This window comes from Streptomyces arenae (assembly GCF_022343545.1).
Classification (GTDB): Bacteria; Actinomycetota; Actinomycetes; order Streptomycetales; family Streptomycetaceae; genus Streptomyces; species Streptomyces humi.
This window is the reverse complement of record NZ_JAKQYH010000019.1, coordinates 70,760-83,332: the sequence shown is the minus strand read 5'-3', so window position 1 is coordinate 83,332 and position 12,573 is coordinate 70,760. Positions and strand designations below refer to the sequence as shown.

General features: G+C 71.8%; 11 protein-coding genes and 1 pseudogene. 3 read left to right on the top strand and 9 right to left on the bottom strand.

The window, feature by feature from the left end; all coding sequences use genetic code 11:
- The 4 genes and pseudogenes from MB828_RS11310 to MB828_RS11295 form a co-directional block, all read right to left on the bottom strand.
- Nucleotides 1–606, bottom strand: a pseudogene (locus MB828_RS11310) (hypothetical protein); the annotation flags it as partial.
- The gene (locus tag MB828_RS11305) at nucleotides 588–1,328 is read right to left on the bottom strand and encodes an ABC transporter ATP-binding protein (protein ID WP_133027332.1); all 741 of its coding nucleotides are present in this window, start codon (nucleotides 1,326–1,328) and stop codon (nucleotides 588–590) included. The pseudogene MB828_RS11310 and the gene MB828_RS11305, both read right to left, overlap by 19 nt.
- Nucleotides 1,329–1,540: 212 nt before the next feature.
- Nucleotides 1,541–2,923, bottom strand: a complete 1,383-nt coding sequence (locus MB828_RS11300) for an aspartate aminotransferase family protein (protein WP_133027333.1) — start codon at nucleotides 2,921–2,923, stop codon at nucleotides 1,541–1,543.
- The gene (locus MB828_RS11295; RefSeq protein WP_133027334.1) at nucleotides 2,908–3,426 is read right to left on the bottom strand and encodes an Lrp/AsnC family transcriptional regulator; all 519 of its coding nucleotides are present in this window, start codon (nucleotides 3,424–3,426) and stop codon (nucleotides 2,908–2,910) included. The genes MB828_RS11300 and MB828_RS11295 overlap by 16 nt, the downstream gene beginning before the upstream one ends.
- A gap of 165 nt (nucleotides 3,427–3,591) precedes the next feature.
- On the opposite strand from MB828_RS11295, the gene MB828_RS11290 reads away from it, so the two are divergent.
- Nucleotides 3,592–5,031, top strand: a complete 1,440-nt coding sequence (locus MB828_RS11290) for a gamma-aminobutyraldehyde dehydrogenase (protein WP_301648033.1) — start codon at nucleotides 3,592–3,594, stop codon at nucleotides 5,029–5,031.
- Nucleotides 5,032–5,211: 180 nt separating this feature from the next.
- Nucleotides 5,212–6,402, top strand: a complete 1,191-nt coding sequence (locus MB828_RS11285) for a polyamine ABC transporter substrate-binding protein (RefSeq protein WP_301648032.1) — start codon at nucleotides 5,212–5,214, stop codon at nucleotides 6,400–6,402.
- A 16-nt stretch (nucleotides 6,403–6,418) separates the two neighbouring features.
- Here MB828_RS11285 and MB828_RS11280 read toward each other — a convergent pair whose 3' ends face one another.
- The gene (locus MB828_RS11280) at nucleotides 6,419–6,976 is read right to left on the bottom strand and encodes a hypothetical protein (protein ID WP_133027337.1); all 558 of its coding nucleotides are present in this window, start codon (nucleotides 6,974–6,976) and stop codon (nucleotides 6,419–6,421) included.
- A gap of 123 nt (nucleotides 6,977–7,099) precedes the next feature.
- Between MB828_RS11280 and MB828_RS11275 the strand changes: the two genes are divergently transcribed.
- Nucleotides 7,100–7,798 carry a TetR/AcrR family transcriptional regulator gene (locus MB828_RS11275; RefSeq protein ID WP_301648031.1) on the top strand — a complete coding sequence of 233 codons (699 nt, stop codon included), beginning with the start codon at nucleotides 7,100–7,102 and terminating at the stop codon, nucleotides 7,796–7,798.
- Nucleotides 7,799–7,946: 148 nt separating this feature from the next.
- Here MB828_RS11275 and purU read toward each other — a convergent pair whose 3' ends face one another.
- Genes purU through MB828_RS46835 form a run of 4 tightly spaced genes read right to left on the bottom strand, consistent with a single transcriptional unit; the run spans nucleotide 7,947 to nucleotide 12,573 of the window.
- Nucleotides 7,947–8,801 carry a formyltetrahydrofolate deformylase gene (purU, locus tag MB828_RS11270; RefSeq protein ID WP_301648030.1) on the bottom strand — a complete coding sequence of 285 codons (855 nt, stop codon included), beginning with the start codon at nucleotides 8,799–8,801 and terminating at the stop codon, nucleotides 7,947–7,949.
- A gap of 10 nt (nucleotides 8,802–8,811) precedes the next feature.
- Nucleotides 8,812–9,396: a sarcosine oxidase subunit gamma gene (locus MB828_RS11265; protein ID WP_301648029.1), complete on the bottom strand. Its 585-nt coding sequence runs from the start codon at nucleotides 9,394–9,396 to the stop codon at nucleotides 8,812–8,814.
- Nucleotides 9,386–12,256, bottom strand: a complete 2,871-nt coding sequence (locus MB828_RS11260; RefSeq protein ID WP_430381360.1) for a 2Fe-2S iron-sulfur cluster-binding protein — start codon at nucleotides 12,254–12,256, stop codon at nucleotides 9,386–9,388. The genes MB828_RS11265 and MB828_RS11260 overlap by 11 nt, the downstream gene beginning before the upstream one ends.
- Entirely contained in the window at nucleotides 12,253–12,573 is a 321-nt protein-coding gene (locus MB828_RS46835) for a sarcosine oxidase subunit delta (protein ID WP_430381359.1), read from the bottom strand. Before MB828_RS46835 ends, MB828_RS11260 begins: the two co-directional genes overlap by 4 nt.

Below are 12,573 nucleotides of genomic sequence, written 5' to 3'. Positions count from 1 at the left end.
CGGCGTGGGGCGGGGGCCCGTTGTGGGGCCGGTGGGGGGGGTGCGGTGGAAGGGGAGGAAGGTGTGCAGGCGGGTGTGGTGCGGGGTGGGCGGGAGATCGCGGGGGCGGAGGGTCAGGGCCACTGCTGTGGACGCCAGCAGCGGGGGCACCGTCAGGAGGGTCAGGGCGGCCGGCAGCGGGAGGGGCCGGTTCGCGGCCAGGAAGTCCTTGGCCGCGCCGTCGAACGGCATGCCCGTGAGGTCGCCGCGCAGGTGCAGGAAGACGGCCAGGGCCAGCAGGGAGCCCAGGGTGCACGCGAGGGCCGTGTTGAGGGCGGCGACGGCCATCAGGCGGCCCGGACCGAGGCCGAGGGCCGACAGACCTGGGCGCGGCCGGGTGCCGGGGTCGGTGCGGGCCACCGCCAGCGCCAGGTACACCGTGGCGGCGAGCGGGACCACGCACCAGGAGAGCCGCAGCAGCGCCGCCGTCGTGTGGGTGGGGTGGGTGATCGCGTAGCCGAGGGCGGAAAGGAGGAGAAAGCCCGTGCCCGCCGCCGCCGTGGCCACCATGAGGCGGCGCAGCTGGACGGCCGGGTGGGCGACGCGGGTCAGGCGGAGAGCGAGCACTCGGCCCGGCCTTCCGCTTCGGGGGCCGGCGGCAGCTGGACCGTGTTCACCCGGCGTCCGTCGAGCAGCGGGACCCTGCGGTCGGCGAGGGCCGCCGTCTCCGCGTCGTGGGTGGCGAGGACGACCGTGATGCCGTGCGAGCGCGCCGCCGTGGTGAGGGTGCGCAGCACGTGGGCGCGGTCGGCGCGGTGCAGCGGGGCCGTCGGCTCGTCCGCGAAGAGGATCGTGGGGGCGGGGGCCAGCGCGCGGGCGATGGCGACCCGCTGCCGTTCGGCCTGCTGGAGCTCCGCCGGGCGCCTGCGGGCCCGGTCGCCGACGTCCAGGCGGTCCAGCCACTCCAGCGCCGCCACCTTGGCCCGGCGGCGGCCGGTGCCCCGCAGCATCAGGGGCAGGGCGGTGTTCTCCCAGACGTTCAGCTCGGGGACGAGGGCCGGGACGGGGTCGATCCAGCCGAAGCGGTCGCGGCGCAGCCGTTCGCGGGTCAGCGGGCCCATGCGGTGCACGGCCGTGCTGTTGAACCAGACCTCCCCGTCCTGCACCGGCGTCAGACCGGCGAGGCACCTCAGCAGTGTCGTCTTGCCGCTGCCGCGCGGACCGCTGACGGCGAGGATCTCGCCCTCCCGCACGGCGAGCGAGACACCGGTGATCCCGGGCGAGCCGTCCTGGTGGCGGAAGTGCAGGGCGCGTGCCCACAGCACGTCGTTGTCCGGCGGGGCCTCCATGGGCGTACACCTCGGTTCTGATCCGTTTTGCCGTGCCTTCCCACGTCCGGGGGAACGAGAGGCTGGGCCGATCGGTCACGTGCACGCTAGGCGGGTCGGCGGGCGGTGCCGGGGAAGCACACGGCCCCGGGCCGCCGTTCTCACTCGAACGGACGGCGCCGGGGCCGGTGTTGATCAGCTGATCAGAGGTGCGGGGCTCAGCGGCCCGAGGCTCAGAGCTTCGTCCAGGCCTCCGTCAGCGTGGCGCGCAGGATCTGCTCGATCTCGTCGAAGGTCTCCTGGTTGGAGATCAGCGGCGGGGCGAGCTGGACGACCGGGTCGCCGCGGTCGTCGGCACGGCAGTACAGGCCGTTGTCGAAGAGGGCCTTGGAGAGGAAGCCGTACAGGACGCGCTCGGTCTCCTCGTCGTTGAAGGACTCCTTGGTCGCCTTGTCCTTGACCAGCTCGATGCCGTAGAAGAAGCCGTTGCCGCGGACGTCGCCGACGATCGGCAGGTCGTGCAGCTTCTGCAGGGTGGAGAGGAAGGCGCCCTCGTTGTCCAGGACGTGCTGGTTGAGGTTCTCGCGCTCGAACAGGTCGAGGTTGGCGAGGCCGACGGCCGCGGAGACCGGGTGGCCGCCGAAGGTGTAGCCGTGCAGGAAGGTGTTGTCGCCCTTGTAGAACGGCTCGGCGACGCGGTCGGAGACGATGCACGCGCCGATCGGGGAGTAGCCCGAGGTCATGCCCTTGGCGCAGGTGATCATGTCCGGGACGTAGCCGAACTTGTCGCAGGCGAACATCGTGCCCAGGCGGCCGAAGGCGCAGATGACCTCGTCGGAGACGAGCAGCACGTCGTACTGGTCGCAGATCTCGCGCACGCGCTGGAAGTAGCCGGGCGGGGGCGGGAAGCAGCCGCCCGCGTTCTGGACCGGCTCCAGGAAGACCGCGGCGACGGTCTCGGGGCCCTCGAAGAGGATCTGCTGCTCGATCTGGTCGGCGGCCCAGCGGCCGAAGGCCTCCGGGTCGTCGCCGTGGATCGGGGCGCGGTAGATGTTGGTGTTCGGGACCTTGTGGGCACCGGGGACGAGCGGCTCGAAGGGGGCCTTCAGCGCCGGCAGACCGGTGATCGACAGGGCGCCCTGCGGGGTGCCGTGGTAGGCGACCGCGCGGGAGATGACCTTGTACTTGGTCGGCTTGCCCTGGAGCTTGAAGTACTGCTTGGCCAGCTTCCAGGCGGTCTCGACGGCCTCGCCGCCGCCGGTGGTGAAGAAGACCTTGTTCAGGTCGCCGGGGGCGTGGTCGGCCAGCCGCTCCGCGAGCTCGACGGCCTTCGGGTGGGCGTAGGACCACACCGGGAAGAAGGCCAGCTCCTGCGCCTGCTTGAACGCGGTCTCGGCGAGTTCGGTGCGGCCGTGACCGGCCTGGACCACGAACAGGCCCGCGAGACCGTCGAGGTAGCGCTTGCCCTTGTCGTCGTAGATGTAGGTGCCCTCGCCCCGGACGATGGTCGGGACGGGGGCGTTCTCGTACGAGGACATGCGGGTGAAGTGCATCCACAGGTGGTCGTACGCGGTGCGGCTGAGGTCCTTCTGGCTCACGGTTATCGGGTTCCCCACATGTAGGTCTGCTTCTTCAGCTTCAGGTAGACGAAGCTTTCGGTGGAGCGCACGCCGGGCAGCGCCCGGATGCGTTTGTTGATGACGTCCAGCAGGTGGTCGTCGTCCTCGCAGACGATCTCCGCGAGGATGTCGAACGAGCCCGCGGTCATCACCACGTACTCGACTTCCGACATGGCCGTCAGCGCGTCCGCGATCGACTCGACATCGCCCTCGACGTTGATGCCGACCATCGCCTGCCGGCGGAAGCCCACGGTGAGCGGGTCCGTGACGGCGACGATCTGCATGACGCCCTGGTCCAGCAGCTTCTGGACGCGCTGCCGCACGGCCGCCTCCGACAGGCCGACGGCCTTGCCGATCGCGGCGTACGGCCGGCGGCCGTCCTCCTGGAGCTGCTGGATGATGGCGAGGGAGACGGCATCCAGCTGGGGGGTGCCGCTTCTGGACTCGCGGGACGAGTCCCTCTGGTCTGCGCTTCGACTGGCCACGACCTCACTGTGCACGACGTCTCGACGGTTCCGCAAGGCCGTATCAATGAAATTCGTTGTTTGGGGTGGCCGAGATTGCGGATTTCGCAGACTCGGCGGCGGCAGGGGTGTTGAAAACGTGGGATCTCGGATTACTGTGGGTGTCTCAGTCAATGGACACCCGAACTTGGAGGGCCGGCAGTGAGCACCGAGCTGCGTCGTCTGCGCAATTACATCGACGGTGAGTTCCGGGACGCCGCCGACGGACGGACCACCGAGGTGGTCAACCCGGCGACCGGCGAGGCCTACGCCACCGCCCCGCTGTCCGGCGAGGCCGACGTCGACGCGGCGATGGCGGCCGCGGCCGCGGCCTTCCCGGGCTGGCGCGACACCACGCCCGCCGAGCGGCAGAAGGCGTTGCTGAAGATCGCCGACGCGTTCGAGGAGCGGGCCGAGGAGCTCATCGCGGCCGAGGTGGAGAACACGGGCAAGCCGACCGGGCTCACCCGCTCCGAGGAGATCCCGCCGATGGTGGACCAGATCCGGTTCTTCGCCGGGGCGGCCCGGATGCTGGAGGGCCGTGCGGCCGGCGAGTACATGGAGGGGATGACCTCCATCGTCCGCCGCGAGCCGGTCGGTGTCTGCGCGCAGGTCGCGCCGTGGAACTACCCGATGATGATGGCCGTGTGGAAGTTCGCGCCGGCGATCGCGGCGGGCAACACGGTCGTGCTGAAGCCGTCCGACACCACCCCGGCCTCCACCGTCCTGATGGCCGAGATCATCGGCGGGATCCTGCCGAAGGGCGTCTTCAACGTCGTCACCGGTGACCGTGACACGGGCCGCCTGATGGTCGAGCACCCGGTCCCGGCGATGGCGTCCATCACCGGCTCCGTGCGCGCCGGCATGCAGGTCGCCGAGTCCGCGTCCAAGGACCTCAAGCGGGTCCACCTGGAGCTGGGCGGCAAGGCGCCGGTCGTCGTCTTCGGGGACACCGACATCGCCAAGGCCGTCGAGGACATCTCCGTGGCGGGCTTCTTCAACGCCGGCCAGGACTGTACGGCGGCGACCCGGGTGCTGGTGCACGAGTCGATCCACGACGAGTTCGTGGCCGCGCTCGCGAAGGCCGCGGCCGAGACGAAGACCGGGCAGCCGGACGACGAGGACGTGCTCTTCGGCCCCCTGAACAACCCCAACCAGCTCAAGCAGGTCTCCGGCTTCATCGAGCGGCTGCCCGCCCACGCCAAGGTCGAGACCGGCGGTCAGCGGGTCGGTGACAAGGGGTACTTCTACGCGCCGACCGTCGTCTCCGGCCTGAAGCAGGACGACGAGATCATCCAGCAGGAGGTCTTCGGGCCGGTCATCACCGTCCAGTCCTTCTCGGACGAGGACCAGGCCGTCGAGTGGGCCAACGGCGTCGAGTACGCGCTGGCGTCGTCCGTGTGGACGAAGGACCACGGGCGTGCGATGCGGATGTCCAAGCGGCTGGACTTCGGCTGCGTGTGGATCAACACGCACATCCCGCTGGTCGCGGAGATGCCGCACGGCGGCTTCAAGAAGTCCGGGTACGGCAAGGACCTGTCCGGGTACGGGTTCGAGGACTACACGCGGATCAAGCACGTGATGACCTCGCTGGACGCGTAAGCCGGGGGCCGCGGGAGGTCGTAGGTCGGCTGCGGGCGCGCGGGGGCTGGCCGCACAGTTCCCCGCGCCCCTTCAGGGCGCATGGAGGCGGCGGTGTCGACAAGGTGTCCGGGGCCTGAGCGCGCACACTCGACGCAGCGTCGATTGTCGGCCCGGCGCCCGGGGCGACATCCTGCGGCAATGCCCTTCTCAGCGAAGAACCTCCCGCTCTCCCGTCGCTCCCTGTTGCGCGCTCTCGGCGGCACCGCCGCGCTGGGCGCGCTGGCGGGCTGCGGGGTGCCCGCCGCCTACGTCAAGGCCGGCGACCGTGCCGTGACCGACCTGTCCGCCGAGGACCACAGGCTCGTCTTCGCGAACTGGCCGCTGTACATCGACGTCGCCGACGACAACCCGAACAAGCGGCCCACCCTCGACGCCTTCGAGAAGCGCACCGGGATCTCCGTCGACTACATCGAGGAGATCAACGACAACGACGAGTTCTTCGGCAAGATCAGCCCCGCGCTGATGAACCACCAGTCCACCGGCCGGGACCTCATCGTCATCAGCGACTGGATGTGCGCGCGGTTCGTCCGCCTGGGGTGGGTCCAGCGGATGGACCGCGCCCACCAGCCGAACGTCGCGAAGTACCTGGACCCGCTGCTGCGCACCCCCGCCTTCGACCCGGGCCGTCTCCACACCGTCCCGTGGCAGTCGGGCATCACCGGCATCGCCTACGACCGCCGCAAGCTGGGCCGCGAGATCCGGCACGTCAAGGACCTGTGGGCGAGTGACCTCAGGGGCCGGGTGACCCTCCTCTCCGGCCTCGACGAGGCGTTCGCGCTGCTCATGCAGGGCAACGGCGTGGACATCACCAAGTGGACGGCCGACGACTTCTACGACGTCTGCGACGAGGTGCAGAAGCAGGTCGACCGGGGCCAGATCCGCCGCTTCACGGGCAACGACTACACGAAGGACCTGGTCAGCGGTGACGTCCTGGCCTGTCAGGCGTACTCCGGTGACGTCATCCAGCTCCAGGCCGACAACCCCGACATCCGCTTCGTCGTCCCCGAGGAGGGCGCGGAGCTGTGGTCGGACTCCCTGATGATCCCGGACCGCGCCGCCCACAAGGCCAACGCGGAACGCCTCATCGACTACTACTACGAGCCGGCGGTCGCCGCCGAGCTGGCCGCCTGGGTCAACTACGTCTGCCCCGTCCCGGCGGCCCAGCACGTCCTCGCCGACTCCGGGGACAAGGACACCGCGGCCCTCGCCGACAACCCGCTGATCTTCCCGAACGCCGAGATGCGCAAGCGCCTCGCCATCGCCCGGGACATCACCTCGACCGAACGGGTGGACTTCGCCAGGCGCTGGAACAAGATCGTGGGGCTGTAGCGGGTCACGGGGGTTCTCAGTCCCCGCGGCCCGGGCGGGGGAGGCGGATCGCCGAGACGAGGAAGAAGATCCCGCCGAGAGTGGCGTAGCCGGCCAGGGCGGTCAGTGAGGGGTCGTCCTGGGAGGCGCTTCGGACGAAGGACGCGCCGGCGAGGACGGAGATGCCGCCGCTGAGGATCATGGCCCACTGGCCGCCCATCGGCCGGCGCGCGACGCCCACGAGGAGCTGGATCAGGCCGGAGACGACCGCCCACGCGCCCCAGACGCGCAGCACGTCGGCGACGCCCGAGGCGCCGGCGACCGCGATGCCGACGGCGGCGAGCACGCTGGCGGCCATGTTGGCGTACAGGGCCCTGACCGGCCCGGCGGTGCGCGCCGACCTGGCGTCGACGACGGCCGCGGCCACATCGAAGGCGGGATAGAGGAACAGCAGCAGCCTGGCCGCGACGGTGAGTTCGGAGCCGGACAGCAGCAGGAGCGCGGCCCACGCGATCGCGAAGACGAAGCGGGTGACGTACAGGCGGCGCAGAGCGGGCGTGGCGCCGAGGGGTTCGGCGGAGACGGTGGATGCCATGGGTTCTCCAGTGACTGCGAAACACGACCAGGAAGTAGAGAGAAGTAGAGAGAACGTTCTCTCTTGTCCGCAGCCTGGCACACCTGTCCCGTGGAAACAAGAGAGAGCGTTCTACCCGCTACCATGGACGGCATGACGAAGACGGAGGCCGGCACAGGCACCGGCAGGCGGGTCTCCGAGGCCCGGGAACGGCTCCTGAGGACCGCCGGGCAGCTCTTCTACACGGAAGGCCTGCACACGGTGGGCGTCGACCGTCTGGTCGCCGAGTCGAAGGTCACCAACGCCACCTTCTACCGCCACTTCCGCAGCAAGGAAGACCTCGCCGTCGCCTACATCGGAAGCGTCGACGAGGCGATCCGCACCCAGATCGGCGCCCTGACGGCCGCGGACGTGCCGGCCGACGGCATCCTGCGGGGCATCGGCGCCTCCCTGGTCGAGCAGATCCGCTCGCCCGGTTACCGCGGATGCGCCTTCCTCAACGCGGCGGCGGAGTTCCCCGATCCGGACCACCCGGTCCACCGCGCCGTCGTGCGACACCGCGCATGGTTCCTCCGGACGATCACCGGACTGTTCGCCGAGATCACGGCCGCGGAGGCCGAGCACGCCGGACGGCACTTCGTGATGCTCCGCGACGGCGCGATGAGCGCCGGCTACCTGGGCGACCCCGTCCTCGCCGGCGACACCTTGCTGCGCGGCATCGAAGGGCTGCTGCGGATCCACGCCGCCCGCGGGCACGACGAGCGCGCCGCCTCCGCGCCCGGTCTGCCTACCGCGGCCGCCACGGAGATCCCCGACATCGAGTGCGCGCCACCCGGCGCGTGACCCTGGCGCGGCCGGCGCGCGCCCGGCCACGCCGAACGCCTGCTCCGGGGCTCCCCGGCCGGGCAGGCCGTCGACCCGGCCGCCGGGGACGCGCCCGGCCTGCTCGACCACTGCGCCCGCCTCGGCGCGGCACGCCGTGGCCGCCCCGTCAGCTGAAGACCACCGTCCGGTTGCCGTGGATCAGGACACGGCCCTGGCAGTGCCAGTTGACGGCACGGGCCAGTGCCAGGCGTTCGGCGTCCCGGCCCACGGTGACGAGCCGTTCGGCGCCGGCCCGGTGGTCGACCCGGATGATCTCCTGCTCGATGATCGGCCCCTCGTCCAGGTCCGCCGTGACGTAGTGGGCGGTCGCCCCGACGAGCTTCACCCCGCGCCGGTGCGCCTGGTGGTACGGCTTGGCCCCGGCGAAACTCGGCAGGAAGGAGTGGTGGATGTTGATGGCCCGGCCCTCCAGCCGCTTGCACAGGTCGTCGGAGAGCACCTGCATGTAGCGGGCGAGGACCACCAGGTCGACCTGGTGCTCCTCGACCAGGGCGAGCAGCCGCGCCTCCGCCTGCGGCTTGGTGGCGGCCGTGACCGGGACGTGCGCGAACGGTACGCCCTCGGCAGCCGCCAGCGGCTCCAGGTCGGGGTGGTTGGAGACCACCAGGACGATCTCGGCGTCCAGGGCGGCACTGCGCCACCGGTAGAGCAGGTCGGCCAGGCAGTGGTCGAACCGGGACACCATCACCAGCACCCGCGGCTTGACCGCGGCATCCCTGAGCTGCCACTCCATGCCGAACTCGGCGGCCACGGGCGTGAAGTCCGCCCGCAGCCGGCCCAGGGTCGCCGCCGGGTCGGGGGCCGCGAAACTGGTGCGCAGGAACACGATGCCGTGGTCCGCGTCGTCGAACTGCTGGTGCTCGGTGATGTCACAGCCGTGCCCGAGCAGGAACGACGTCACGGCGTGCAGGATGCCGGGGCGCTCGGGGCAGCTGAGGGTGAGGACGAACTCGGTCTTCATGCGGGGCTCCTCAGCGGTGTTCGGTGCAGGCGTCGACCAGCCAGGCGGCCAGGTACGCGGCGAAGGAGGCGCGGACCAGCAGCCGGACGTCGGGGGCCGGCGCGTCGTCGCGGACCACGAGGGTCACCGGGGCCTGGGCCAGCAGCGTGGTCGGGCAGGAGCCGGCCGGTGTGACCCGCGGGTCCAGGTCCACGGCGCAGCCCTGGGCCAGCACCGGGCGGACGAGGGGCCCGGACAGGGCCAGTGTGGTGCGCTGCGCCGAGACGTCGGTGACGGTGGCGAACTCGTCGCCGACGGCGGACCGCAGCCGCGCGCGGAGGTCGTCCGCCCGGCCGTCCGGAGCCACCAGCAGCCATTCGTCCGGGCCCATCCACAACACCTCGACGTCACCGGAGAGTTCGGCGCGCACCGGGCCGGGCAGGGGGACGCCCAGGCAGGCCTCGACGGCCCGCGCCGCGGCGCTGCCGGGCTTCGCACGGAGGGTGAGCTGGGTCAGGTGGGGCACTTCCCGCACCCGGATGCCGGTGGGCAGCTGCGCCAGGGTGTCCTGCCACGCGGACAGCGGGCTGAAGCGGACGGGGGTCTCAACCGTCACGGCGAGCTCCCTCCTTGTCGAAGAGCACGGGGTCGGTCACGGTCACCGGGACGGTCCGGCCGTCCAGCGGGACGTAGAGGGTCTCGCCGATGCGCCGGGTTCCCGAACGCACCAGGGCCAGGGCGAACGTCCGCTGGAGCGCGTCACTGCGGTAGCTGGAGGTGACATGGCCCAGCATCGGCACCGGGGGCGCCGGGATGTCGCTGGTGGCGATGATCTGGGCGCCTTCCGGAAGCAGCACGTGCTCGTCGGCCGGCAGCAGGCCCACCAGTTGCTTACGGTCCTCACGCCGGTTCTCCGCACGGGCGAAGGACCGCTTGCCGACGAAGTCCGGCTTCTTCTTCGACACGACCCAGGACATGCCCAGGTCCTGCGGGGTGACGGTGCCGTCGGTGTCCTGCCCGATGATCGGGTACGCCTTCTCGGCGCGCAGCACGTGCATCGTCTCGGTGCCGTACGCCGTGATGCCGAACGCGTCCCCGGCCGCGTGCAGGGCCTCCCACACCGTGATGCCGTACCAGGCGGGCACGTTGACCTCGTAGGCGAGCTCACCGGAGAAGCTGATCCGGCAGACCCGGGCCGCCACCCCGGCGACGGTGGTGTCCTGCCAGGACATGAAGGGGAAGGCCTCGTTGGTCACGTCGAGGTCCGGCGCCACCAGGGCCAGTACCTCGCGGGAGCGGGGGCCGACCAGGGGGATGGTCACCCAGTGCTCGGTGACGGAGGTGAGGTGCACCCGCAGGTCGGGCCACTCCGTCTGAAGCCACTCCTCCATCCACTCCAGGACCCTGGCCGCGTTGCCGGTGGTCGTGGTCAGCAGGAACTCCTGCTCGGCCACCCGGATCACGGTGCCGTCGTCGATCGCCATGCCGTCGACGCCGCACATCACGCCGTAGCGGACCCGGCCCACCTTGAGGGTGCTCATCAGGTTCGTGTAGAGCCGGTCCAGCAGCACGCCGGCGTCCGGGCCCTGCACATTGATCTTGCCGAGGGTGGAGCCGTCCATCATCGCGACGCCGGTGCGGGCGGCCCGGCACTCCCGCTGCACCGCCTCCTCGATGGTCTCCCCGGCCCGCGGGTAGTACCAGGGGCGCTTCCACTGGCCGACGTTCTCGAACAGGGCGCCGTGCTCGACGTGCCAGGGGTGCAGCGCGGTCACCCGGACCGGGTCGAAGAGCTCCCCGCGGTTGCGGCCCGCCAGGGCGGCGAAGGACACCGGCACGGCCGGCGGCCGGAAGCGGGTGGTGCCGAGTTCGGCGACGTCCACGCCCAGCGCCTCGGCGACGATGCCCGAGGTCATCACGCCCGAGGTACGGCCCTGGTCGTGGGCGGTGCCGATGGTGGTGTACCGCTTGACGTGCTCCACCGACCGCAGGCCCGCGCCGGTCGCCCGCAGCACGTCGGAGACGGTCGCGTCGCGCTGGAGGTCGACGAACTGGAGCGTGCCGTCCTGGTCGTCGTGGCCGTCCCGCGGGCTCGGCACCCGCCACAGCACCTGGGCCGGCGCCCCGTCCGGGAGCGGGCCGGTGACCGGCAGGGCGGTCTCCGGAACGGTCCTGCCGAGCGCCGACAGGGCCTGCCCGGCCGCGGCCACGCCGTCCGCGAGACAGCCGGCGAGGGTGAAGGTGCCGCCGGCCGCCCCCGCCGTACGGACGCCGCCGGGCGCGCCCGCGGGGACGAAGGCACCGGTCCCGGCGTCGTAGCGCAGGGTGCCGCGGGCCTGGCTGAACAGGGCGACGGCCGGGTTCCAGCCGCCGGAGACCAGCAGCAGATCGCAGTCGACGCCGTGCCGCTCGCCGAGCCGTCCCGCCCCGAACGAGGCGACATGGGCGCGGCTGACGCGCTCGATGCCGCTGGTGCCGGCGACGACGTGGCCCGCGCGGACGGCGATGCCGCTTTCGGCGCAGGCGGTGCGCCAGTGCTCCGGCACCTCCTCGCGCACGTCGGCCACCGCGGCGATCCGCACGCCCGCGTCGGCCAGTTCGAGCGCGGCCGGGTAGGCGCTGTCGTTCGTGGTGAAGACGACCGCCCGCGTGCCGGGCAGGACGCCGAAGCGGTTCAGGTAGGTGCGGGCCGAGCCGGCCAGCATGATCCCGGGGCGGTCGTTGTTGTCGAAGGCGATCGGACGCTCGTAGGCACCGGTGGCGTACACGACCTGCCGGGAGCGGATCCGCCAGATCCGCTGCCGGGAGACGTGCGCGGGCGCCGCGGCACCGAGGTGGTCGGTGCGCTTCTCCAGGGCGAGGACGAGCCCGTCGTCGTAGTGGCCGAAGGCGGTGGTACGACGCAGGACCCGTACGTCCGCGTGCCCGTCGAGCTCCGCGAGGACCGCGCCGACCCACTCCATGGCCGGTGCGCCGTCGAGCGGTTCCTGGCTGCCGAGCAGCGAACCGCCGGGCTCGGGGAGTTCGTCGACGAGGACCACCCGGGCCCCGGCTCGGGCGGCGGCCAGGGTGGCGGCCAGGCCCGCCGGGCCCGCGCCGACGACCAGGACGTCGCAGTGGGCGTGCATGGTGTCGTAGCGGGCGGTGTCCGGCTCGCCGCTCAGCCTGCCCTGACCCGACAGGCCCCGGGCGACCAGGCCCTCGTACAGCTCCACGGTGGTGGCCGTGAGCATCGGTTCGGGGAACGGGAACTCGATCTGGACGAGGGCGTTGGGTTCCTCGGCGCCGGCGGCCAGGACACCGCGCGGGCGGCCGTACCTGATGCCGTGGGCCACCTGGTGCACGCCCGCCGCGAGCAGCGCCGAGGCGAGGGTGTCACCGGGGTGGCCGGTGTAGGCGGTGCCGTCGAAGGTGAAGGTGAGGGTGGTGCCGCGGTCGACGCGACCGTGGCCGGGGGCGCGGAAGGGGGTGTTCATCGGGTGGCCTCCTGGCCCTTCGCGGTGCTCGTGGGGGAAGGGCGGGCGGAAGGGCGCTCGGCGCCGGCCTCGTAGACGGCGAGGAACTCGTGGGTGACGGTGTCCCGCAGGGCGTTGAACCAGCGGCGGCAGCCGGCCGCGTGCACCCACCGCTCGGCGAACGGCCCCTTGGGGTTGTCGCGGAAGAAGACGTACTGGGCCCACTGCTCGTCGTCGAGCGCGTAGGGGTCCTCGGGGTAGGCGACGTGCGCCTGACCGCCGTAGTGGAACTCGACCTCCTCGCGGTCACCGCACCAGGGGCAGGTGATGAGCTGCAT